The organism is Pseudarthrobacter sp. NPDC058196 (genome assembly GCF_042882685.1).
GTDB lineage: Bacteria > Actinomycetota > Actinomycetes > Actinomycetales > Micrococcaceae > Arthrobacter.
The window spans coordinates 224,478-246,772 of the sequence record NZ_JBHVVN010000003.1 but is presented as its reverse complement, the minus strand read 5'-3'; the positions used below and the strand labels follow the sequence as shown (position 1 = coordinate 246,772).

The window sequence follows — 22,295 nt, the reverse complement described above, 5'->3', positions numbered from 1 at the left end:
GAGTGACTGCCGCGGACGGCAATCACTGGCAGGCGGTGACTTGAAAGAGCTTTGCTTCACCATGTTGGGCCAGAAGCTTGAATCCCGGGGTCGAATCGGGGATTTGCAGTCCCTGGAACCCGTGGTTCCCACCATGAACCTCGCGTGTGCCGAAGTCGAGGACATACCTGACATTGCCGGCCCGTGCAGCGGGGCATACTGACGGGTCTGTGGCTGCTTCACGGAATTTGTCGTTCAGGAGCTCGGTGGCTTTTGTATAGGTCGTGAGGGTGTGCTTCGACGTTGTGTTGCGATCGGCAATCGCAAAAGCCATCGCGCCACCGGTCCACGGATTCACAGCGACTGTTGCATCAGCCGGGACATAGTTATCAAGTTCCTGGATGATCGCCATCTCATCCGAACTGACCAAGGGAGAGTCGGGTGTAGTCGAGTAGTTGGCTTGAGCCGACAGAACCGGAGTAACCATCGGTGGTGCCTGGAGAATGCCGACGACGACCAACGCAATGATGGGGCCCGCTGTGTGCAGGGCGCCAGCCGGAGCCACAGCGGAAACCTGGTAGCGCACCCGGCTGAAGATCCGGACCTGCAGCAGTTGAAGCAGCCACGCGACGCCGACGGCCGCCAGCGGTGCCGCAACGACGGGCAGGAGAGCCGCAAGACGGTAGCTGTCGTTGTACCAGACCCCTGTCAGGAAATCCCTGAGCCGACCTGCCGGACCGGCCGACACAACTACAAAGAGTGCGGAGATAATGACAAACGACCCTGCGAACCATGCCGTGGCAGGACGCCTGGTGACGACCACCAGACCCATAATGACCAGGACGCTCACTGCCCATGCAACCGGCCGTTGCATGGCTGAGTTAGTCAATATCTCACCCAGCGCCTGGCCCTGGGTCTGGACTGGTAACCAGAACGCCGCTACTGCCGGTGGCCTGATGATCTTCCACAGGCCAGCCATGACCCCCAGGGTGGCCAGCAGGCCAAGTCCGGCGACGAGCGTATGCTTGGCGGATTTACCGGACCTGCGCCGTTTGATGGCAAGTGAGACCCAGGCCGCAACCAGAATCGGCACGGAAAGTGCAAACAGGGACATGACACCGTTAGGGTGCGCAATGGCGACGCCAAGAGCGGCCATTGGGGCCAGCAAGTACCTGGCGACAGGACCGACATGCGGAAGGTGCCGGTTCCCGAAAAAGAGACTCACGCAGCCCAAGGCCGCCGGAAGCATGCTGACCGAAAGGAAGTTGGGGTAGAGGACACCAAAGTCCAACAGCAGGATCGGGAAGGAACCGAACCCCGCTGCCAGGGCACCTGCTGCACCCACTGCGTAGGGGTTCGACCCAACCAAGATCCGCACCAGAAACATGCACCCCAAGGTCCAGACGCCTGCGGCGATACAAAGATTCAGCACATTGACAGCGGCCGGCAGAGGGGCGCCAGTGAGTTGAATGAGGAGTGACGCCAACCCATGCCATGCAGCTGGGTAGAAGTATGGCGGATTGTCTCCATTGGTCATGGCTGTGAGCGTCATGGACGACGCATTTCCGGTATCCAGAACGTACCGGATTGCGTTGAGGTGAAACACGTTGTCAAACGTTTGCGAAATGTTGTCCGGTCTGCCGAAGGCGGTGCGGAGTTGCACAGCTATCGACAGTGCGCCGATGCCAAAGCCAACCCCTGCCAGGAGGGGCATTCGCTTTGTTGCGGTCAGTGCAGCACGCCAGGGCCGGACAGGCTGGCGCAGCGCAGGAATCCTTTGGACAAGGAAGAGGGCCACGGCAAGGAGGAACGTTGCGGCGGCAACAGGAAGGATTGACCATCCGAGGCCGAGGTACGGGGCAACGATGGCGCTGACTGAGACGACGCTTACCGTAAGCAGCGGTGCAACTGCCAGGAAAGCCGGATTTCGCAAGCCCAGAGCCAAGATCAGGAGCGTGCCGGGAACAAATAACAGCAGCAGGCACGCTATGGCCGTTGGCAGGATGGAAAACCAGCTCATTAATACTCCAGGAACGACGACGAGAACAGGGCTGGGCGCGGCGCGATGGCCATCACCATGTGCTAGTCCTCCAGAAGTCCAAGAAGGTAGCTACCGTAGCCGCTCTTTACCAGGGGCTCTGCACGCTGGCGCAAATCGTCGTTGGTCAGGAACCCCTGACGCCAAGCGATTTCTTCCGGTGCCCCGATCTTCAGCCCTTGGCGGTTCTCCACCGTGCGTATGAAGTTCGACGCATCGCTGAGATCGTTGAACGTTCCGGTGTCCAGCCAGGCAGTACCACGGGGGAGTATTTCGACTTGGAGCTTTCCCCGCTCAAGGTAGGTCTTGTTGACGTCGGTAATTTCAAGTTCCCCGCGAGGAGAAGGCTTGAGGTTCCGCGCAATGTCGACGACATCATTGTCATAGAAATACAGCCCGGGAACGGCATAGTGGCTCCGGGGCTTCTCCGGCTTTTCCTCCAGCGATAGAGCCTTGCCGTCGTTATCGAACTCAACGACTCCATAAGCCTTGGGATCCTTGACCCAATAGCCAAATACTGCACCGCCGTCGATATCTGCATGCTTTCGAAGCTGCGTGCCCATGCCTTGGCCGTAAAAGATGTTGTCACCCAAAACAAGCGCGACCGTCTCGTCACCGATGTGATCAGCACCAAGGATGAATGCCTGGGCCAGTCCATCAGGAGAAGGCTGCTGGACGTAGGTGAGGCTGATTCCAAATTGCGAACCGTCTCCAAGCAGACGTTGGAACTGCTCAGCATCGTGCGGAGTGGTGATGATCAGGATGTCCCTGATTCCCGCAAGGATCAGCGTGGAAAGAGGGTAATAAATCATCGGCTTGTCATATACCGGGACGAGCTGCTTGCTAATGCCAAGAGTGATGGGGTGCAGCCGCGATCCAGTTCCGCCGGCCAGAATAATTCCACGCATGGGACCAATCATTCCCCACGACGCAGCCACGGCCAAAACGGCGTCAGCTGCCGGGCTAGCGTGCGGGCCCCGGACCCGACTGCCTCCGCAGGCCGTCCGTGAGGCCTTTTCCAACCGCGATGAGACGCTCGCGCCTGCCTGGCGCAAGAAGACTGACTATCGTCAGGTGCCGAAGATCTGTCAGCAGCCCCCGCAGAGTCCAGTACGGTTCTTTGCGCGCAAACTTGGCCGCGAGCAGGATCCGGTTGCGGAAGATGAAGTAGTAGCGCCAGGTCGCGGCTGTTCTCACCATCAGCGGCCGTCCCCGCCAAGTGATCGGCCATGGTCCGAAGCTCGCCGGAACCATGGCGCCCAGCGAGTGGTTCAGCGCACAATCGGGGGCGATGATGCAGTGCAGATTCCTGGCCTTGGCGCGCAGGTAGAACTCACTGTCGACGCCGTCAATGAAGAGCTCTTCGTTAAACGGCCCCACTGCGTCTATGCAGGAGATTGGAATCAGCAGTCCTGACTGGACTGGTTCGTCCCCGATAGTCACGCCGTTGTGCGTTTTCACCGCCCTGCTTGGCAGCCCGCTGACTTTCCCCGGCGCCACCATTCCGACTCGAAGGCCAGCTTCGGCGGCCGCCGAAGCAGCTTCTTCGAGGCCTTTGACGAACCCGGGCTGGACCAGCGAGTCCTGGTCCATGGTGAGAATGTAGCCAAGGGCTTGGTTGCGGGACCTTGCAAGGCTTACGCCACGGTTCAGGGCAGCCGCAATTCCAGAATTTTGCTGGAGGCGCAGAATGGTGCAGCCGCGCGCCTCCAGTTCAGCGTAGACGTCCTCGTCGGCGGAGGTGCTGCCATCATCAACAACAATGACGTCCGCGCACTGGTCAAGCAGCGCGGAGCAATTCTCCACAACGTTGGGGTGCGGATTGAATGTGCTCACAACAGCGGCAGTAGGAGTGGGTGGGGGACTGTGCGTCATCACGCACCCAGCCCATGCTTCACCATTGTGCGGAGCGCCGTGAGGTTACGCGATTTGAGCAGCCCTGGCATGAGGGAGAGCGCGTGAAGCCGAGACGTCAGACGGAGCCGGGCAGCTCGCTCAGCCCGGCGCCAGCCCCGGGCCCGGGTGAGGGTTGCTGCCAGGTTGAAGTACTCTCGTTCGCCTTCGAAACGGGATCCGTCGTGCAGGAGGAGGGACGAAGCACTTTCGGTGTGCCTGCGGTAGCCGAAGGCCACGGTTGGTACCACGAGCAGGGAGCGGTCCTGCAAGATCATGTCGATTATGAGGGCCAGGTCCTGGATGATCCGGAATTCATTGCGGAAGTCAACGGTGCGGACGGACGACGTCTTGAACGTTAGCGACGGCCAGTACAACCAGTCGCCGTGCAAAAGGCTCGTTGCGAGCTTTTCTCCTGACAGCAGCAGGGGAGCTCCTGCAGAGGGCCTGAGGAGCCGTTGCTTGACGGTGTCAACCAGGGTGCTCGTCGGCTCACCTGCCGCATCGACGACCTGCACGCCGGGCTGGATGATGTCTGCCTCCGGGTGGTCGCGATGGGCACCCAGGATGGTTTCCACGTAGTTGGGAAGGAGGATGTCGTCGCAGCCAACGACGGCGACCAGCTCCTGCCGGGCCATCCGGATAGACGTTCTGAAGCTCTCGGTTATGCCTTCGTTCTTGGTTTTCTTGACGTATGTGATCCTCGGGTCGTCGATGGTCCGTACGTAGTCCTCGATGGTGGGATCAGGATAGGCATCATCCACTACCGTCAGGAACCAACGGGGATTGGTCTGCGCAAGAACGCTGTCGACAGTGATCTTCATATAGTCGGGATCGCCCCAGTAGGGAACGAAGATGTCCAGCGAAGTATCCGCCACTAGGGCTCAACCTCCGGGTCACGACTGCCCGTTTTCGGCCCGGCAACCATCACCTCATTGATTCGTTCAATTTGGATCCGAAGAATGGCTACTTCCTCGGCGAGGGCGCGGGTTTCCTCTTCAACGACCGATATTTCCCAGGAAAGATGAAGGCAGACGCCCAGGAGCATGAGGATGCTTAGGATGAACAACAGGTTGGAGGGGAGCTGCACTCCCACCGCTTGGGCGACGTACCCCAGAAGCTGGGGGAACGCAGCAAGAATCAGGGTGGCAATTCCGACGACGAGCCACCAGATGGCGTACTTTTCCCGCAATTTCTTGCGGCGGAGCATCTCCGCCACGAGCCCGACGATGGCCAGCGCCAGGAAGAATGCGGCAATATTCGGCATCAGTTCTTTCCTGCCATCAGGGGAAGGGGCAAGGCAACGTTGGATCGCTTGCGTGTGAGGGCGAAAGCGAGTGCAAAGAAGGAACGCCCCAGATATACGGCTGCTTTGATCGGATGGTGACTTGGCGTACCACCCTGTCGGGGACGCATCTCCACGGGGACTTGCGTCACCTTCAGCCCGGACCGAATGGCCACCACCAGTGAATCGATCGTGTCTCCGAGGTATTCCGCCGGGTAATGATCCAAGTACTGCGCAATGGCCCGGCTGTTACCCGCGCGGAATCCGGAAGTGACATCCGTGAGCGGCGTCTTGGCGAGTTTGGACAGCACGCTCGCCAGTAGTTTCATCGCCCACTTTCTGGGTCCCTTCACGGTGTAATCCCCGCGGTCGGCGAAGCGGGCACCAATCGAAATATCGGCCGACTCCAGGCCATTGAGCACCTCACGAATATTTCGAGGGTCATGCTGTCCGTCGGCGTCAACCTGGATGACTTGCCGGTAGCCCAGTCGCTGCGCGTACTTGAAGCCGGCCCGCATCGCGCCTCCAACTCCCAGGTTGAAAGGCAAATTGAGGACTGTCGCGCCCGCTGCCGCCGCGAGGACGGGTGTGCCGTCGGTCGAGCCATCGTTCACGACCAAGACATCGTAGGGCTCGTCGAGGCTCAGCACTTCGGCCACAGTTGCCCCCACGCAATCAGCCTCATTCCACGCCGGCATGATGACCAACACACGGTTGTTTTCCAAATTGCGCATAATGTCCCAACTATATCAACGCGGCGATTGCGAACCGTCCAGAGCGTGTGCAGGCAGCGGCATGGCCGCGGCTGATCCTGCGGACCAGTTGGCCAGTGGTTCGCATCCTAGCGCGTGCCGGTCATGGCAGCCGACTCCGGCGGGGACCGGTTCCCTGAGAGCGGCGCTACCCGCGCACAGGCCGGGCACCACCGGAATGCGGGAATCGGTTAGTGTCGGTTGCATGACCAGCGTCCCGCCCCACCTTCCCTCCGCCACCCGTGTCAGCGTCTGCATGGCGAGTTACCGGGGTGCGTCATTCATCGCAGAACAGATCCGCTCGATACTGGACGAGCTGGGTGCTGCGGATGAACTCGTCATCTATGACGACGCATCACCTGACGACACCGTCGACGTCATCAAAGGATTCAACGACCCAAGAATCCGTTTGATTCAGGGAACCACCAACGTGGGATACGTTCGCGCCTTCGAAGCAGCTATCGGTGCGAGCAGGGGCACCTATATCTTTCTGTCCGACCAGGACGATGTCTGGGTGTCCGGCCGGGTTGGCCGCATGCTTGAAGGGCTCAACGATTCCGCCGTGGTTGCCACGAACTTCGCGATGCTTGGAGGGGGGCCGCGCCCGTGGATCCCGCCCCTGACGGCGAAGATGAATTCGCGGCCCCTTGCGAATCTCTTCGGAATCATGGTGGGTTACCGGGCCTACTACGGTTGCGGCATGGCGTTCAGGCGCGACTTCGTACCTATTGTCACGCCCATTCCGTCGTACGTTCGCGAGTCCCATGACCTCTGGATTGCCATCTGCGGCAACCTGGCACAGTCGATAGCGCACCTGGAAGTCCCCTCCTTGCTGCGCCGCCTCCACGAACAGAACGAGACGCCGTCGGGTTTCCGTTCACTCCGACGCATCATCGCGGCGAGGATCATGTTGGTCCGGCTCGTGCTCGAGGCGTCGCGGAGACTCCGGGAGCGGTGATGGGGATTGTCGAGAGGCTAAGCTGGGCTAATGCAGAATCTCCTTGTCACCGGCGGTGCCGGCTTCATTGGTTCCAATTTTGTCCACTACGTTCTTGAGAACACTGATGACAATGTCACCGTTCTGGACAAGCTGACCTACGCCGGCAATGTGGAATCTTTGAAGGGACTACCCGAAGACCGGTTTGAATTTGTCCAGGGTGACATTGCCGATGCTGGGCTGGTAGATCGACTGGTGGCCAAGTCTGACGTCGTTGTGCATTATGCAGCCGAGTCGCACAACGACAACTCGCTGCATGACCCGCGGCCATTCCTCGACACCAACATCATCGGCACCTACACCCTGATCGAAGCGGCCCGGAAGCACAACAAGCGCTTCCACCACATCTCCACCGACGAAGTTTACGGCGACCTCGAGCTGGACGACCCTGAGCGCTTCACAGAGCAGACCCCGTACAACCCTTCCAGCCCATACTCGTCCACGAAGGCAGGATCTGACCTGTTGGTCCGGGCGTGGGTACGGTCCTTCGGCCTTCAGGCGACCATCAGCAACTGCTCGAACAACTACGGGCCGTACCAGCACGTGGAGAAATTCATTCCGCGCCAGATCACGAACGTCATTGACGGTATTCGGCCCAAGCTCTACGGCAAGGGCGAGAACGTCCGTGACTGGATCCACGCCAACGACCACTCCTCTGCCGTCCTGGCGATCATCGCCAAGGGAAAGATCGGTGAGACGTACCTCATTGGCGCTGACGGCGAGAAGAACAACAAAGACGTCGTTGAGCTCATCCTCAAGCACATGGGTGAGTCGCCCGACGCGTATGACCACGTCGTCGACCGTCCGGGGCATGACCTGCGCTATGCCATCGACTCCACCAAACTCCGCAACGAGCTGGGCTGGTCGCCACAGTTCTCGAACTTCGACGCCGGCATCGAAGACACGATTGCGTGGTACCGGGCCAACGAAGACTGGTGGCGTCCACAGAAGGCCCTGACGGAAGCGAAATACAAGGAACAGGGCCAGTAAGAGATGTCCATCGAGTTCTCCAAAAAACTTGCAGCGCACGAAACCCCTATTCCTGGCGTCGTCGTATACGACCTGCCGGTACATGGGGACAACCGGGGCTGGTTCAAGGAAAACTGGCAGCGTGAAAAGATGGTCGCCCTCGGCCTGCCTGACTTCCGGCCCGTGCAGAACAACATTTCCTTCAACGAAAAAGCCGGCACCACGCGGGGCATCCATGCAGAGCCTTGGGACAAATTCATCTCAGTTGCCACCGGCCGGATCTTCGGGGCCTGGGTCGATCTCCGTGAAGGCCCCTCGTTTGGCAGCGTCTATACGGCTGAGCTCAATCCGAGCCAGGCGATATTCATTCCCCGGGGCGTCGGCAACGCATTTCAAACCCTCGAAGACAACACCGCGTACACCTACCTGGTGAATGACCACTGGTCGGCGGATGCCCAGGGACAGTACACCTTCCTGAACCTGGCCGATGAGTCCGCAGCCGTTCAATGGCCCATCCCGCTGGAGCAGGCAGAACTCTCCGATAAGGACAAGTCCCATCCACGGCTGGCAGATGTTGTGCCCATGCCGCCGAAGAAGACATTGGTCGTGGGAGCCAACGGCCAGCTTGGGAAGGCATTGCGCGAGCGTTACGCCGACGATGCGTCCGTAGAGTTCGTCGGGCGCGGGGAGTTCGACATCACTCGTCCCGAAGCATTTGCCGACCGGAACTGGAAGAATTACTCGACCATCGTCAACGCAGCTGCGTATACGGCCGTGGATGCGGCGGAAACACCCGAAGGCCGCGCAGCTGCCTGGTCCAACAACGTGACCGCGGTATCGCACTTGGCGAAGACCGCCGTCGAGCACGATCTCACCCTCGTCCACGTCTCCTCCGACTACGTCTTCGACGGTTCCCGAACCATCTATTCGGAGAATGAGCCTGTCTGCCCGCTGGGGGTCTATGGCCAAACAAAGGCTGCCGGCGACGCAATTGTCAGCACCGTTCCCCGTCACTACATTCTCCGAACGAGCTGGGTTATCGGGGAAGGCAACAACTTCGTCAGGACCATGGCATCCCTCGCCGCCCGCGGGATCGAGCCATCGGTGGTTAGCGACCAGATCGGCCGCCTGACATTCACCACCGATATCGCAGCAGGGATCCAACACCTCCTTGAAACGGCAGCCGAATACGGAACCTACAACCTGACAAATGACGGTGAGCCGCAGTCATGGGCAGATATCGCGAAGGACGTCTACGCGTTCTCCGGGGTTTCCCGTGACGCGGTCACCGGCGTGAGCACGGCTGAGTACTTCAAAGGCAAGGAGGCCGCCCCGCGGCCGCTCAACAGCGTGCTCGATCTTTCCAAGATCAAAAAATCCGGCTTTGCCCCGCGGCCGGCACGTGAGGTTCTTGACGCCTACCTTGCGCAGCAATCGGCGACTGTTTAGCGGTCCACCATGCCTTTTGACTCCCTGTCTTTTGGAATAATCGCGCTGGCGGCGTACAAACCCGACTGGGACCTTTTCCGGGCTCAGCTGCTTTCGATCCAGGCGCAAACTCACACCAACTTCGAGTGCCTGATCTCTGCCGACGGCGGCCACGAAGAGGTCCAGGAATTTGTCACCCGGGAGATGGGCGGGGACCAGCGCTTCAAGGTCCTCGGTTTTCGGGACCGCCTGGGATTCTACGGAAATTTCGAGCGGGTTCTCCAGCATGTCCCGGGGAACGCCGAGTGGGTTGCATTGTCTGACCAAGACGATTCGTGGTACCCAACGAAGATCGAAACGCTTCTTCCACACCTGAATGACGTCAGCCTTGTTGCAGCGCAAGCCCGCGTAGTGAGGCGTCCCGGGAATGACGTAGTAGCGGAATCAACCCATCGCAAGGATGTCAGCCTGGGATCGTTGATAGCACAAAACCAGGTGACGGGCAGCCTCTGCATCTTCCGCCGTGACCTTCTGGACCTGGCACTTCCGTTCCCGCGCTTTCCTGCGATTACCCAGGTTCACGACCACTGGCTCGCCGTGTGTGCAAAAGCCACAGGGGGAGCGCTCATCGTGGACGATATCGTCCAGGACTACGTACAGCATGCCGCCAACGTTCTGGGCGAGGTCGAAGGCCGGAAGAGCCTGGCGAAGTCCCTGGAGAATGTCACGGCCATGTCCCGCAAGTACCATGGCGGCGGCAACCCTCTTGCCCTGCTTCGCACGGCGAACGACCTAAGTTTCGGTTGGCGCCGGACGATGGCGGATGAGCTTTCCCGTCGTTGCGGGGAACCAGCCCAAGGCGCAGGTACGGAATTGACTGCCTTTGCATCGGGGCATTCGTGGGTCTCGACCATGCGTACGCTTGTTGCTGGGCTCCGCCGTGGCGAGATCGCCAGGTCTTGCTTTCTGGAATTCGTGGCCGGTAGTCCCGTTGAGATTATTGGCCGGCGGCGTCGAAGGGATTAGTTCCACGTTCCCTCCGGCCCAAGCCTCGGCCGGAGGGAGCTTCACGGGTTCAATGTCCGTTGCCTGCGTTGTGAGCAGTGAGGGCAGGGCTACGCAGACTGTCACGGACGACTTTGAGTTGGTATGCGGCCACTATCAGTTCGGCAACGCCCACTGCCCACGCAACCCCCGGTGCACCCCAGACGATTCCCAACACGAACATGAGCGGAACGTTGAAGCCGGCTCCTATGGCTGTTGATTTGGCCAGGGCGGCGCCTTTTCCGAGCGGAATGAGGCACGCGAGGCCCACGACCTGCGCGACGATCACACCCGCCAGTATCAGCCCGAACGGTACGCTGAGGCCGTAGCCGATGAGTATCTCCCCGCCGGAAAATAGTGCACTGGCCCACGGCGTGAGCACTGCGAGTAGTATCCCGGCGCCCAGGCCGGCGGCCGGAGCCAGTTTGGCAACGGTACGGATTCGGTGGAATCGCTGGTCCGGGCCCGCCTCCGGGATCCATCCTTGGATGACTTGCAGAACCGGGCCGAATCCCGCTACTGCGAATCGGAAGAGTTTGTCTGCCAGTGCGTATTGCGGGAGTGCGGCCGTCACGACTTGGTTCACAGCAAGCATGGGGAGATTGCTGTTGAGGCTGCCCGTCCCGGCAGCGATGACCCCATATTTTTGATTTTTGAGTCGCGCCATAGCGGCCGCAAAACGGAAATCAATTTTCAGCGGGTGCCCGGTCTTTGCTGTAGCGCCGACTGCGCCCAGCAGCACTGCAAGGAAGTTGAAGAAGAGCAGGCAACCGACAAACACGATCGGCTCAGGGAAGAACTGGATCAGCAGCACGCCGGAAACGATGCCAAGCCCTTGGGGCAGGACGTCCAACAAAAAGAGTCTCCAGGGCTTGGCCTGGCCGATGAAGAACCATGAGGCTCCCACGAACGGCAGGATGTAACTGACGGATGCCAGTGCGGCCACCTGCGGGCTGTTTTGCGTGATCAGAAGCATGACGACGTACATCACCGGAGCCGCCATCAGGAAGAGATAGATCCTGCTGACCAATGAGTCAACGTACATCTGCGGTCGCTCATGCGGCGACAGCGACGCCACGAGCGCTGCGCCCACGGTGCCCCACCCGAAGGCAACGATTATCCCGAAGATGGCTGCGGTGGCCTGGGCGAGTGCAAGCTCCCCCCAGGTGTCTTTGCCCAGAGTGACAATCACGAACGGGATCGCGAGAAGATTGATGGCCGTCGAGAAGACGAGAGACGCCGCGAATCCGCCAAAGCGGCTCAGCAGGGCGGGGAAGGCCTTCAAAGCCAACTTGCAGTCTCCGATCATGGGATGGACATTGCCGTTGGTAAGCACCAATGGACAAAGTACAGTCCTGAATCCTACCGTGTGCGGCGGTGGACCCGGCTTCCATCCCCGGCCTGCCGGTATTCTGGTTCCCGTTGACCGTGCTGGCCTCGTAGCTAGTACACCAAACCGCGGCACCCAAGTTGCGTATTCACGGTACTAAACACTGAAACCGCCACACCATAGGTGCACACGCTGTACTGGCCCCGGGCCGTAATGGGGACGGTCGTCGAGTATCCGTGGTCTCCAATGGTCTGAAGAGCGGCGTTGACGTCCGGCCTCTTGAGATTGGCGGTAAACGGGTATCCCTTCCTTGTCCCGTCGGGATAAGTGATGTAGACGTGAACGGGGTTGGAGATGCCAGGCATGGCCGGGTCAAGCGTCCATCCCTGGGTAATCAACGACGCCTGCCCGTTAGTGACTTGGATACTTGCAGTATCAAGGCTTCCCATAGTGGGAGGGGTCGCCTTAACCGTGATGTCCCTGCAGCCCAGGGGCGTGGGGCCGGTAGACAAAGGAGCAACGCCGACGGCCTTGGCGCAGACTGTGTAGATGCCCGGGAGATTGATCGCGAGCTGGGCTTGAAAACCGTGGTTGCCGATGGTGTTGAGCGCTGAATTTACGTCAGGCCGCACAACGTTCGCCGTTGCCGTTGCCGTTGCCGAGGCGGAATTTGCTATCGGCGTGCCATCCTTGGCCGACACGTAGACGTTCACCGTGTTGTTCTTCCCCGGGTAACTCGGATCTAAAGTCCAGCCGCTTAGTTGGAGGTTGGCGGTGTTGGGCGCCTGAACGAGGGAAAGCGCATCGTAGGAACCCAGAGGTGCGGGGCTGGCGGCAATATCGATGCTTTTGCAGCCAAGCGGGAGATTCGAGTTTTGGCCTATTGCATATGTGCACGCCTGGTAGCTCCCCGGCGCCGACAAAGTCACTTGGTAGTCGTAGCCGTGGTTGGAACCAAGGCCGGTAACTGTCTGGACATCGGGCCGGGAAGTGTTCGCGGTCATGCGGTAGCCGGTAGTGACCCCGTCCGGGCCGGTAATGTAGGTATCCGCGTATGTGCTGGCGGCCGGGTTAGCCAGATCAACTGCCCATCCGCGCAGCTGGACTGCGACCTTGTCAGCAGTCCTGACCTCACTGAGGCTGTCGAAGTTTCCGATCGGTGCTTCGACGCCAGTGGCCGTGATGCTCTTGCAGCCGAGAGCGGTATTGCCGAAAGTACCTATGGAGTATGCGCAGGCCTCGTACGTTCCAGACTTGTTGATGGGAACGGTGCCGTCAAAGCCATGGGACGAACCATAGCCAAAGACATTGTTGACGTCGGGACGGGCAGCATCGGCCGTCCAGGGATAGCCGGTTGTCGTGCCGTCAGGGCCGGTGATGTAAACGTGTGTCTGATTTGAAGCCGGGATATTGGCCAGATCGACCGACCATCCCCGGGCCCGAACGCCGACGTCGTTCCCGTTCCTGACAACGGAAAGTTCGTCAAAGCTTCCGGTCGGCAATGCGACCCCGGCAAATCGTTGCAGCGACGCGTAGTCGCCATTCCATACATTCGAGTCGCCGGCCATTGGGCCCGTACTGCTGTATTGCCAGACACTGTACGTTGACCAACTCGCTGGAACGGCGCCGGCGTCGTTGCTGGGCGAACCGGGGTACGCAGCTACCCAAAGCGGGTAATCGCCGAAACCGGTCTGGTGGCCGAGGCACTGATTCCACCAGCTCGTGTTGGTGTAGATCATGGGTAACCTGCCAGTCATTGACCTGACCGTGTTTCCGAAGTCCTGGACCCAGGCTGCCAGCTGGCCGGGCGACATGTTGTAGCAGGTGTTACCGAAGTAGAAACCGTTGATGGTCTTACCCTCGTAGGGATTGAATTCAAAGTCGAGCACCGGCGGCAAAGTATATCCGTCGGGGGACCACCCTCCACCGTTGTTGACAAAATAAGTGGCTTGGTCGGCTCCGGAAGACCAGTTCGGAATCGCGAAATGGTAGGCGCCCCGGATCATCCCTACGTTTCGGGATCCTTGGTACTGGGAACTGTAGGCGGGATTCGTGTAGTAGTTGCCCTCGGAAGCTTTTACATAGGCAAAGCGGGCTCCCATGTTCCACTGTTGCTGCCAGTCGACTGCGGACTGGTAGTAGCTGACATCCAGTCCCTGGACTCCGAAAGTTGGCATCCAAGTGCCCTGGGCGGTGAGGGCTTCAATGCCGTTTGGCTTGGCGCCGGTCGGGGCCGCGGAGGAAGTCACCCTGGCTGAACGCTGCCCCATTTGCGCTCCCCCTGGTCCGATGGCATCGGCCATGGATTGAGGTTGCGGCGACGGGGCAGCCACTGCGCTCTGCGTGGGAAGCGGCGAGGGCTTGGCCGTGCTGCTTGCTGGGGACGGCATCGCGCCAAGGGGCGCAGCAGCCGGGGAGGCCGTGGCAGTTTGTGGAGCCGAGGGAGTGGGCGCCGGGCTCGGTTCAAGAGCGAAGGTGGGTCCGGTGAGGCCCGGGCCCGCTACAAGAGCAAGCGCAAGCGGAACCACCCCTAGGTACTTCAGGAATGGGGTACGGGACTGAGACAGGTTCCGCTTCATATTGGCTCCGGAAGACAATGTGCGCTCCCCCGAACGCCCATCTGGTTTGCTGCACCGGTGGTCCCCCCAGGGACCTGCCGAACAGGGTTATTGACACTTAACGCGCTCACCATAGCATCGTGTTGCGTGGGGGACTAGTGGTATTCGTGTTTCTGCTGGGGCTCGTGTGGGGTATTGAAGGTCGGTGCTCCGCCTGTGGGGCTTTGATTGACTCGCCGGCGAATCCGGTAGCATTCATGGGGCGCGTCCGCAGAGAGAATTCGTTGACCGCGCATCCAGATCTAGCTGGCTTCGTGCGCTTAACGCCGCGGGTCATGAGGGACGATGAATAGCAATCAAGGCTCTAAAGCCTTCACGACACTGGGCTGGAGGATCACAGCAGCTCCCGTCGCAGTTTTGGGGGCCAGCCTTATCGCCTTCGCCCGGCTAAGCCCCACAGCCCAAGGGACCATCTGGGCAGAAGATGGAGCTGTTTTTGTCCAGGATGCGCTGGCGCGTCCAGGAATTCTCGGAGTCTTTGCCCCGTACCAGGGTTACCTGCACGTGGTGCCGCGACTTGCGGCCGCAATCGTTGTCCGCCTTTTCCCCGTGGACGCGTTTGCCGTGGCTATCTCACTTCTGAGCAGCCTGATCGTTGGACTCGTTGCCTTCATGGTCTTCCACTGTGCCAGCGCCATCTCGACACGCCTTGTACCGCGGCTGGCCTGGGCATCGATCACAGTCCTCGTGGCACCTGCAGCGCTGGAGACCCAGGGCAATTTTGCCAACATCCACTGGTATTTGCTGTGGCTGGCTCCCTGGCTTCTCATCAGGCCGGCGCGGAACAGGCTTGAAGGAATTGCCCTGTTCGTTGTGGCCGCGCTCGCGTCCCTGACCGAGATCCTCACGCTGATGTTTGTACCGGTCTTCCTTTACCGGTACCGGGAGCGAGGGCTTTGGCCCGCGAGGGCGGGCTTGTTGCTGGGAATTGTTTGCCAGGTGCTTACGACCACCGCCTATCCCCGCTCTGCTCCTTTCGAGCCGGCAAACCTTTTGTCTGTCATGGCCGGATGGTTCCTCAACAGCAGTTCGGCTCTGGTATTTGGCACCTCCAGCCAGATTGCACTTCTTGTGCTGAACTTCGGGGCGATGCCGATCGTGCTGGCGGCGCTTCCCTTCTTTGCGGCATTCATTTTCCTCATCTTTCGAAGCACGATGACGAACCGTATCCTCGCGCTCTGTGCTGTTGTGGCATCCGGGGGCGCATGGGCCGCCGCCGTACTGTTTAATTTTTCGAAGGATTTCAACTATGCGGACTTTCAGGCCCCGCAGTGGCATGAATTCCTGTTGGGCAGATACAGTGTGGTGCCGTCCATGTTCCTGCTTGCCCTCCTTCCACTGCTGGCAGTGGCCCTGGAAAAAACGTCAGTAAAGGGCGCAACGGCGGTGCTGGCCACCTTCACCCTGCTGCAATTCCTGTATTTCTTCCCGTCATTCTCGTTCCGTCAAGACGGACCCATCTGGGCTGAAGGTGTAGCCGGAGCCCGGGCAGCCTGTTCTGCTGATCCTGCAATGGTCGAATATGCGGTCGGAACGGCGCCGGGGAACTGGAAGGTAGACGTTCCTTGCACCGTTTTGCGACGGTAAAGCCCCCCGGTCCTGCTGCCGCCCCGCATGAAAGGAAAGACCTGGGACAGTATCGCCGCGTCGGTCCCTTGCTGGTAGCGACGGCTCGCCGGCGTCAAGCACCTCGGGGCCGCCGCGGGCGCTCGATTGCCTTCCGATCTGTGCCTCCTTGGTGTTGAAGAAGCGGCCCGTGAAGGGATCTCAGACCGGGCCGAAAGATCGAATGCCGATCGCTGTCAGGCCGACGGCGGCGTCTTCCAACGGCTGGCGGGACCGGCTTGTCCACAGGTCCGACCCATATGACTTGGCAGCGTGGTGTAGTCTCCCTAGGCTGTAACCCAGTCGCAGTGCCTCCGACGGAGGCGGCATTTGTATGGGGGAACATATGGACGCGCTGGGAATAGTCGAGGACGAGGTCCGCGAACTTATCCGCCGCCGCGGATTGGATCCGCTCAAGCAAGCCGGTGAAGTCCGGCGCCTGGTGGAGGCTGCGGTCACCGATTACGACGAACGGGCATTGATGGGCCCGCTTCCGCCCATCGGACCGCTGGATGCGGCCCGCAGATTCCTGTTCGACGCGGTGGCAGGGTTCGGTGTGCTCCAGCCGCTGCTCGACGATCCTTCGATAGAAGAGATTTGGCTCAACGCGCCAAACGAGATCTTTGTTGCGCGCAATGGCGAGTCCGAACTGACCTCACTGAGCCTGACGGAGCAGCAGGTCCGTGACCTCGTGGAGCGCATGCTGAAAAGTTCCGGCAGGCGGCTGGACATGTCCTCGCCCTTCGTGGATGCTGCCCTGCCTGACGGGTCCAGGCTTCACGTGGTCATCCCGGATGTCACCCGCCGCCACTGGGCCGTCAACATTCGAAAATTCGTGGTGAAGGCGAGCCGGCTCGAACACCTTGTTGAGCTCGGAACGCTGACACACCAATCTGCGCGGTTCCTCGGGGCGGCAGTATCCAGTGGCCTGAACATCCTGGTCTCCGGTGCAACACAGGCCGGCAAGACCACCATGCTCAACTGCTTGGCGGCCAGTATCGGAAGCCGGGAACGCGTGATCACTGTTGAAGAAATCTTCGAACTCCAGTTCCCGTTGCGCGATGTCGTGGGCCTCCAGTGCCGGCAACCCAACCTGGAGGGCGAAGGCGAGATCCCGCTCCGGCGCCTGGTCAAGGAAGCGCTGCGGATGCGGCCCGACCGGCTGGTGGTGGGGGAGGTCCGGGAAGCCGAGAGCCTGGACATGCTGATTGCACTCAATAGTGGCCTTCCCGGGATGTGTACCGTCCATGCAAACTCCGCCCATGATGCCGTCACCAAAATTTGCACGCTGCCGTTGCTGGCCGGGGAGAACATCTCGAGCGCCTTCGTGGTACCCACAGTCGCATCCTGCATCGACCTCGTCGTGCACTGCAGCCGGCAGGCAGACGGGCGGCGGCAGGTGACACAGATCCTCTCGCTCGGGCGCCGGGTGGAGAACGGCATCATCGAATCCTCGCTCGTTTTTGCCCTGGAAAGCGGCGTCCTGCAGGCCAGGCCAAATGCAATGCCGGCCGCGGAAAAATTCTCCCGGGCGGGATACGACGTCGCCGCACTATTGGACGCACGATGATTTCCGCGATGTTGGGAGCTGCGGCTGGGGTGGGCTTCTTCCTCATCTGGTGGTCCTGCTGGGAGACTCCTAATACCGGACCCAGGGAGCGGAAGCCCGGACGCCTCAGCGATCTGCTCGTTGCCGCCGGCGTAGAGAAAGTATCGGCCCGGGGGCTGGCCGGGACCTGCCTGGGTCTGGGACTGTTTGTTGCCCTCGTCTTCTTCGCGCTCAGCCGTTCATGGCCAATCGCCGGCTGCTTCGGCCTTTTCGGAGCGTGGCTGCCTCTCACGATGCTCCGCTGGCGGGCGCGAAAAAGGACAGCGCTGCTCCGCCAGCTCTGGCCCGACGTCGTTGATCACCTTCGCTCGGCAATCCGTGCTGGCCTCCCGTTGCCTGAGGCCCTTATCCAACTCGGCGACAAAGGGCCTGAGGAACTCCGGCCTCTGTTCCGCGAGTTCGGGGCCGATTACCGGGCCGGCGGCCAATTCGACGGCTCGCTGAACAAACTGAAGCACCGGCTTGCCGATCCCGTCGCCGACCGCATCGTGGAAGCATTGCGCCTCACCCGTGAAGTGGGCGGCTCCGATCTGGGGCGGCTGCTCGGGACTTTGGGAGAATTCCTCCGTGAAAGCGCCCGGACGCGCAGTGAGCTGGAAGCGCGGCAGTCCTGGACGATCAACGCGGCCCGGCTTGCTGTTGCTGCACCGTGGATCGTGATGGTCCTGCTGGCAACCAGGCCGGAAGCAATCCAGGCGTACAACACTCCCATGGGTGCGGCAGTCCTGCTTGGGGGCCTGGTTGTCTCGCTCATGTGCTACACCGTCATGTTGAGGATCGGTGCGCTGCCCCAGGATGAAAGGGTGCTCCGATGATGGCCGTCACGCCCGCCGCCGTTGTCTGCGGAATCGGCCTTGGCCTCGGATTGTGGCTGGCGATCTTCAGGTCCCCGCCGATGCGCGCCCTGACGCTCGCTGAGCGGATCGAGCCCCAACTTAAGTCGCAGAACCTTGAGTCGCGGCTCTTGAACGCGGGCGAACAGAACCTGACACCGTTCGGCCCGCTGGAACGGATCCTCCGTCCCGTCTTCCGCGACTGGCTTTCGGCTCTTGCCCGGCTTAACCCCTCTCCGGGGGCAACTGAGCGGCGGCTCGCCCAAGCGGGGATCAGCAAGTCACCCATTGACTTCCGTGCGGAGCAGCTGCTCTGGGCAGCAGCCGGTTTTGCCATCGCCATGACGGTCGTAGTCATGGGAGCCGCCGCAGGACGGTTCAGCCCAATCTTTGCGTCGGCCCTAATCATAGGCAGCGCGGCGGCGGGTTTTGTTTTGCGGGACTACTGGCTGGGCGCCCAGGTCCGACGCCGGGAGGCGCGGATGATGGCCGAATTCCCCAGCCTGGCGGAGCTGATGGCCTTGGCCGTCAGCGCGGGGGAAAGCGCGACGGGGGCACTGGACCGGGTCTGCAGGAGCGCCCAAGGTGAACTGTCAAAGGAATTTGCGAAGATCCTCGCGGAGACCCGGGCAGGCAAGCCGCTCATCCTTGCCTTGGAGGAATTTTCTGGACGTACTGACCTTGCGCCGCTGGTCAGGTTCGTTGACGGCATCATCGTTGCGGTGGACCGGGGAACCCCTCTTGCGGAAGTGCTCCGTGCCCAAGCCCAGGATGTCCGTGATTCGGCCAAGCGGGACCTGATGGAAGCGGCGGGCAAGAAAGAAATAGCGATGATGGTGCCGTTGGTCTTCGGGGTACTCCCGCTGACGGTGCTATTCGCCGTATTCCCAGGCATAGCGGCGATTAATTTGGGCTTCTGAAGGCTGTGGGCGGCAACCCGTTGTGCAGCAGAACGTGCAAGAACACCGTATTCGTCAGGAAAGGACGCAACGTGAAAACTATGGGAAACCGTCTCGTCGGGCTGTTTATCGGATTGGCCGCTCTGGTGCAGTTTGAAATACAACGCCCGGTGAGAGGGCGCCGCTCCAAAGGGAGTCCGGGCGACAACCCCGAACGTGGGGACGTGCCGGGTTGGGTAATGATCACACTGATGTCCGCCGTCCTGGTGGCGGCACTCCTGGCGCTCGCCGGCCCGGCCCTGGAAGCCATGTTCAACCAGGCCATGGACAAAGTAGGGAACTGATCCATGGCACGATCCGCTCCAGGGCCCGAAGCGCGTCCCGGGTTGCCCTCCCAGGGGGAGCGGGGCTCTGCCGTCGTGGACTTCGTTCTGGTCGGCGGGCTGCTCACGATGTTCTTCCTCGCGATTATCCAGCTGACCTTGGTCCTGCACGTTCGGAACACCCTTATCGATGCTGCCGCGTCCGGCGCCCGCTACGGAACCTTGGCAGACCGCAACGCCGCCGACGCGGAGGAACGGACCCGCAGCCTCATCGGAATTGCCCTGAATCCCGGATTTGCCGAGCAGGTCAACACCAGGGAAGTGAATCTGCAAGGCATGCGCACGCTGGAGGTCACTGTCCGGTCACCATTGCCTGTTATCGGCCTGATTGGTCCCCGGGACATGCTGGAGGTGAAAGGGCATGCAGCCGTCCAGCCGTGATGCGTTCGCGCCTGGCAAGCCGCCCGACGCTGCCATCGGGTTCCGCATCAGGACCAGGCTCGCGGACGCACTCTGCCGGGAGCCGGCAACGTACGCCGGGCAACGCCCGGGAAATGCAACCGCCTCCGGCAGGGCGGTGAAACAGCCGCGGCCGGACCGAGGGAACCTGCAGTGGCACTTCAGCGAGCACGAACGGGGGAGTGCGGTCGTCGAGTTCACATTCCTGGCACTCCTGCTGATGGTCCCGCTGGTGTATTTCGTCATCACAGTGGGTCAGATTCAGGGAGGCTCCTTCGCCGTGGTGGGCGCCGCTGACCAGGCAGCGAAGGTATATGTTGCCCAGTCCGACCCCGTCACCGCGCAGGCGGCCGCAGAGGGGGCAGTATCCCTGGCTCTGTCCGATTTCGGGCATGAACCAGGGCGGGCAAATATGACGACAAGCTGCGAACCAGCAGATTGCACCGCTGCGGGAAGTGCGGTCACGGTGACCGTCAGCCTCAGCGTGCCGTTGCCGTTCCTCCCTTTTGCGGAAGGACTGTCGGCCACGAACGTCCAAGCCTCCGCAACCCAGTTGGTGGGGCGGTACCGGTGACGCCCCGTGCGCAAAATGGCGAGGAAGGCCAACTGATGGTGATGATCGTCGGCTACGTGGCCCTGGCCTTGTTGGTGGCAACGGTCGTCATCGGAATATCCAGTGTCTACGTCGAACACAAACGGCTCCTTTCTCTGGCTGATGGAGCATCGCTGGCCGCCGCCGACAGCTACACGCTCGGCGACGTCTCATCGCAAGGCGGAACTCCCTCGGCTGTCCTCAGCCCGGCCCGTGTGCGCAACGTGGCAGCCGACTTCGTCGGCAGGAGCCCGGCATCGCAACGGTTCTCCAGCCTCGCCGTCGCCGCCGGAACCGGATCACCCGACGGTTCTACCGCCGTCGTAGTCCTCACCGCCGCCGTGCACCCGCCGGTGGTGAACTTCCTGGTTCCCGACGGAATCCGCATCGAGGCCACTTCCACGGCGCGCTCCCGGCTGACCCGTTGATGCCTACCCGGCGATCCAGTCCCCGCTGACCGGCAGCGCAGGGCCGTATGCCCGAATAGCGTAGGGTTAAACCACCATGGCCAATATTGATTTTTCCGCTGAAATCCGCGCCCTCCGCGCCACCTACGAGTCCATCGAACGCGTCTCCGACGTGGATGCACTCCGTGAGGACATCGCCGAACTCAGCGAGCGGGCAGGGGAGCCGGACCTGTGGGACGATCCCGCAGCGGCGCAGAAGATCACCTCCCGGCTCTCCCACCGCCAGTCCGAGCTGGAACGCCTCACCAACCTGGCCTCGCGGATCGACGATCTCGAAGTCCTGGTGGAGCTGGGCCAGGACGAGGACGACGCCGCCTCGATGGGGGAGGCCGCAGTCGAACTCGAATCCATCAAGAAGGCCCTCAAGGACCTGGAAGTGGTCACCCTGCTGTCCGGAGAGTATGACGAGCGCGAAGCCGTGGTCTCCATTCGTGCCGGAGCGGGCGGTGTCGACGCAGCAGATTTCGCCGAAATGCTGATGCGCATGTACCTCCGCTGGGCCGAGCGGCACGGGTACCCCACGACGGTCATGGACACCTCCTACGCGGAGGAAGCCGGCCTGAAATCGGCCACGTTCGAGGTCAAGGCGCCCTACGCCTACGGCACCCTCAGCGTTGAAGCAGGAACCCACCGCCTGGTCCGGATCAGCCCATTCGACAATCAAGGCCGGCGCCAGACGTCGTTCGCAGCAGTGGAAGTCATCCCGCTGATCGAACAGACCGATTCCATCGAGATCCCTGACAATGAAATCAGGGTCGACGTATTCCGCTCCTCCGGACCCGGCGGCCAGTCGGTCAACACCACCGACTCCGCCGTGCGGCTCACACACATTCCCACCGGCACCGTCGTCTCGATGCAGAACGAGAAGTCACAACTCCAAAACCGGGCCGCCGCCATGCGCGTGCTGCAATCCCGGCTCCTCCTCCTGAAGAAGGAACAGGAAGACGCGGAGAAGAAGGCCCTGGCCGGGGACGTCAAAGCCTCCTGGGGCGACCAGATGCGTTCCTATGTCCTCAACCCCTACCAGATGGTGAAGGACCTGCGCACGGAACACGAAGTGGGTAACACGTCGGCAGTGTTCGACGGCGAGATCGACGACTTCATCGACGCCGGCATCCGCTGGCGTACTGACAACCGCAACGCCGAAAAGTAGCCGGGCGGGCCTCCCGCAGCCA

Annotated in this window: 21 protein-coding genes; 13 read left to right on the top strand and 8 right to left on the bottom strand. The window is 61.2% G+C overall.

What is annotated here, in order from left to right; genetic code table 11:
* Positions 1-22: 22 nt before the first annotated feature.
* The 6 genes from ACFVVC_RS06195 to ACFVVC_RS06170 all read right to left on the bottom strand — a co-directional run bounded on the left by ACFVVC_RS06195 (position 23) and on the right by ACFVVC_RS06170 (position 5,929).
* Positions 23-1,999: a DUF6541 family protein gene (locus tag ACFVVC_RS06195; RefSeq protein ID WP_387450246.1), complete on the bottom strand. Its 1,977-nt coding sequence runs from the start codon at positions 1,997-1,999 to the stop codon at positions 23-25.
* A gap of 62 nt (positions 2,000-2,061) precedes the next feature.
* Positions 2,062-2,925, bottom strand: a complete 864-nt coding sequence (gene rfbA, locus ACFVVC_RS06190) for a glucose-1-phosphate thymidylyltransferase RfbA (protein WP_387450244.1) — start codon at positions 2,923-2,925, stop codon at positions 2,062-2,064.
* Positions 2,926-2,980: 55 nt separating this feature from the next.
* Complete coding sequence (locus tag ACFVVC_RS06185) at positions 2,981-3,853, bottom strand: glycosyltransferase (RefSeq protein WP_387450242.1); 873 nt, start codon at positions 3,851-3,853, stop codon at positions 2,981-2,983.
* A gap of 38 nt (positions 3,854-3,891) precedes the next feature.
* On the bottom strand, positions 3,892-4,788 hold the full coding sequence (locus tag ACFVVC_RS06180; protein ID WP_387450240.1) for a glycosyltransferase family 2 protein: 897 nt from the start codon (positions 4,786-4,788) through the stop codon (positions 3,892-3,894).
* A complete protein-coding gene (locus ACFVVC_RS06175; protein ID WP_387450238.1) occupies positions 4,788-5,177 on the bottom strand; it encodes a DUF2304 domain-containing protein in 390 nt (129 codons plus the stop codon). Before ACFVVC_RS06175 ends, ACFVVC_RS06180 begins: the two co-directional genes overlap by 1 nt.
* Entirely contained in the window at positions 5,177-5,929 is a 753-nt protein-coding gene (locus tag ACFVVC_RS06170; RefSeq protein WP_387450236.1) for a glycosyltransferase family 2 protein, read from the bottom strand. Before ACFVVC_RS06170 ends, ACFVVC_RS06175 begins: the two co-directional genes overlap by 1 nt.
* A 223-nt stretch (positions 5,930-6,152) precedes the next feature.
* On the opposite strand from ACFVVC_RS06170, the gene ACFVVC_RS06165 reads away from it, so the two are divergent.
* The 4 genes from ACFVVC_RS06165 to ACFVVC_RS06150 are packed head-to-tail and all read left to right on the top strand — an operon-like array spanning position 6,153 to position 10,367.
* Positions 6,153-6,905 carry a glycosyltransferase gene (locus ACFVVC_RS06165; RefSeq protein ID WP_387450234.1) on the top strand — a complete coding sequence of 251 codons (753 nt, stop codon included), beginning with the start codon at positions 6,153-6,155 and terminating at the stop codon, positions 6,903-6,905.
* A 30-nt stretch (positions 6,906-6,935) separates the two neighbouring features.
* Positions 6,936-7,934 carry a dTDP-glucose 4,6-dehydratase gene (gene rfbB, locus ACFVVC_RS06160; protein WP_387450232.1) on the top strand — a complete coding sequence of 333 codons (999 nt, stop codon included), beginning with the start codon at positions 6,936-6,938 and terminating at the stop codon, positions 7,932-7,934.
* A gap of 3 nt (positions 7,935-7,937) precedes the next feature.
* On the top strand, positions 7,938-9,362 hold the full coding sequence (locus ACFVVC_RS06155) for a sugar nucleotide-binding protein (protein WP_387450230.1): 1,425 nt from the start codon (positions 7,938-7,940) through the stop codon (positions 9,360-9,362).
* Positions 9,363-9,371: 9 nt separating this feature from the next.
* On the top strand, positions 9,372-10,367 hold the full coding sequence (locus ACFVVC_RS06150; RefSeq protein WP_387450228.1) for a glycosyltransferase: 996 nt from the start codon (positions 9,372-9,374) through the stop codon (positions 10,365-10,367).
* A 49-nt stretch (positions 10,368-10,416) separates the two neighbouring features.
* On the opposite strand, the gene ACFVVC_RS06145 is transcribed toward ACFVVC_RS06150, so the two are convergent.
* Together ACFVVC_RS06145 and ACFVVC_RS06140 are read right to left on the bottom strand one after the other, a co-directional pair.
* Positions 10,417-11,721, bottom strand: a complete 1,305-nt coding sequence (locus ACFVVC_RS06145) for a lipopolysaccharide biosynthesis protein (RefSeq protein ID WP_387450226.1) — start codon at positions 11,719-11,721, stop codon at positions 10,417-10,419.
* A gap of 107 nt (positions 11,722-11,828) precedes the next feature.
* Positions 11,829-14,018, bottom strand: a complete 2,190-nt coding sequence (locus ACFVVC_RS06140; protein ID WP_387450224.1) for a lysozyme — start codon at positions 14,016-14,018, stop codon at positions 11,829-11,831.
* A gap of 600 nt (positions 14,019-14,618) precedes the next feature.
* On the opposite strand from ACFVVC_RS06140, the gene ACFVVC_RS06135 reads away from it, so the two are divergent.
* The 9 genes from ACFVVC_RS06135 (at position 14,619) to prfB (ending at position 22,273) form a co-directional block, all read left to right on the top strand.
* Positions 14,619-15,920 carry a hypothetical protein gene (locus tag ACFVVC_RS06135; protein ID WP_387450222.1) on the top strand — a complete coding sequence of 434 codons (1,302 nt, stop codon included), beginning with the start codon at positions 14,619-14,621 and terminating at the stop codon, positions 15,918-15,920.
* A gap of 364 nt (positions 15,921-16,284) precedes the next feature.
* The gene (locus ACFVVC_RS06130; RefSeq protein ID WP_387450426.1) at positions 16,285-17,508 is read left to right on the top strand and encodes a CpaF family protein; all 1,224 of its coding nucleotides are present in this window, start codon (positions 16,285-16,287) and stop codon (positions 17,506-17,508) included.
* Positions 17,505-18,362: a type II secretion system F family protein gene (locus tag ACFVVC_RS06125; protein WP_387450220.1), complete on the top strand. Its 858-nt coding sequence runs from the start codon at positions 17,505-17,507 to the stop codon at positions 18,360-18,362. Before ACFVVC_RS06130 ends, ACFVVC_RS06125 begins: the two co-directional genes overlap by 4 nt.
* Positions 18,359-19,300, top strand: coding sequence for a type II secretion system F family protein (locus tag ACFVVC_RS06120; protein ID WP_387450218.1), 942 nt, complete (start codon positions 18,359-18,361; stop codon positions 19,298-19,300). Before ACFVVC_RS06125 ends, ACFVVC_RS06120 begins: the two co-directional genes overlap by 4 nt.
* A gap of 71 nt (positions 19,301-19,371) precedes the next feature.
* Positions 19,372-19,623 (top strand): hypothetical protein, encoded by a 252-nt coding sequence (locus tag ACFVVC_RS06115; RefSeq protein WP_387450216.1) that lies wholly within the window; start codon positions 19,372-19,374, stop codon positions 19,621-19,623.
* A 3-nt stretch (positions 19,624-19,626) separates the two neighbouring features.
* Positions 19,627-20,043 carry a TadE/TadG family type IV pilus assembly protein gene (locus ACFVVC_RS06110; protein WP_387450214.1) on the top strand — a complete coding sequence of 139 codons (417 nt, stop codon included), beginning with the start codon at positions 19,627-19,629 and terminating at the stop codon, positions 20,041-20,043.
* Positions 20,024-20,635 carry a TadE/TadG family type IV pilus assembly protein gene (locus tag ACFVVC_RS06105; RefSeq protein WP_387450212.1) on the top strand — a complete coding sequence of 204 codons (612 nt, stop codon included), beginning with the start codon at positions 20,024-20,026 and terminating at the stop codon, positions 20,633-20,635. The genes ACFVVC_RS06110 and ACFVVC_RS06105 overlap by 20 nt, the downstream gene beginning before the upstream one ends.
* A gap of 35 nt (positions 20,636-20,670) precedes the next feature.
* Entirely contained in the window at positions 20,671-21,081 is a 411-nt protein-coding gene (locus ACFVVC_RS06100; protein WP_387450210.1) for a pilus assembly protein TadG-related protein, read from the top strand.
* Positions 21,082-21,157: 76 nt separating this feature from the next.
* A complete protein-coding gene (prfB, locus tag ACFVVC_RS06095; protein WP_387450208.1) occupies positions 21,158-22,273 on the top strand; it encodes a peptide chain release factor 2 in 1,116 nt (371 codons plus the stop codon).
* Positions 22,274-22,295: the final 22 nt, after the last annotated feature.

Coding starts and splice junctions, on each gene's coding strand:
- ACFVVC_RS06120 (WP_387450218.1), top strand. CDS start 18,359: ATGATGGCCGTCACGCCCGCCGCCGTTGTCTGCGGAATCGGCCTTGGC.
- ACFVVC_RS06100 (WP_387450210.1), top strand. CDS start 20,671: ATGGTGATGATCGTCGGCTACGTGGCCCTGGCCTTGTTGGTGGCAACG.
- prfB (WP_387450208.1), top strand. CDS start 21,158: ATGGCCAATATTGATTTTTCCGCTGAAATCCGCGCCCTCCGCGCCACC.
- ACFVVC_RS06195 (WP_387450246.1), bottom strand. CDS start 1,999: ATGAGCTGGTTTTCCATCCTGCCAACGGCCATAGCGTGCCTGCTGCTG.
- ACFVVC_RS06170 (WP_387450236.1), bottom strand. CDS start 5,929: ATGCGCAATTTGGAAAACAACCGTGTGTTGGTCATCATGCCGGCGTGG.
- ACFVVC_RS06150 (WP_387450228.1), top strand. CDS start 9,372: ATGCCTTTTGACTCCCTGTCTTTTGGAATAATCGCGCTGGCGGCGTAC.
- ACFVVC_RS06130 (WP_387450426.1), top strand. CDS start 16,285: ATGGACGCGCTGGGAATAGTCGAGGACGAGGTCCGCGAACTTATCCGC.
- ACFVVC_RS06165 (WP_387450234.1), top strand. CDS start 6,153: ATGACCAGCGTCCCGCCCCACCTTCCCTCCGCCACCCGTGTCAGCGTC.
- ACFVVC_RS06105 (WP_387450212.1), top strand. CDS start 20,024: ATGCAGCCGTCCAGCCGTGATGCGTTCGCGCCTGGCAAGCCGCCCGAC.
- ACFVVC_RS06110 (WP_387450214.1), top strand. CDS start 19,627: ATGGCACGATCCGCTCCAGGGCCCGAAGCGCGTCCCGGGTTGCCCTCC.
- rfbB (WP_387450232.1), top strand. CDS start 6,936: ATGCAGAATCTCCTTGTCACCGGCGGTGCCGGCTTCATTGGTTCCAAT.
- ACFVVC_RS06125 (WP_387450220.1), top strand. CDS start 17,505: ATGATTTCCGCGATGTTGGGAGCTGCGGCTGGGGTGGGCTTCTTCCTC.
- ACFVVC_RS06140 (WP_387450224.1), bottom strand. CDS start 14,018: ATGGCCGATGCCATCGGACCAGGGGGAGCGCAAATGGGGCAGCGTTCA.
- ACFVVC_RS06135 (WP_387450222.1), top strand. CDS start 14,619: ATGAATAGCAATCAAGGCTCTAAAGCCTTCACGACACTGGGCTGGAGG.
- ACFVVC_RS06175 (WP_387450238.1), bottom strand. CDS start 5,177: ATGCCGAATATTGCCGCATTCTTCCTGGCGCTGGCCATCGTCGGGCTC.
- rfbA (WP_387450244.1), bottom strand. CDS start 2,925: ATGCGTGGAATTATTCTGGCCGGCGGAACTGGATCGCGGCTGCACCCC.
- ACFVVC_RS06155 (WP_387450230.1), top strand. CDS start 7,938: ATGTCCATCGAGTTCTCCAAAAAACTTGCAGCGCACGAAACCCCTATT.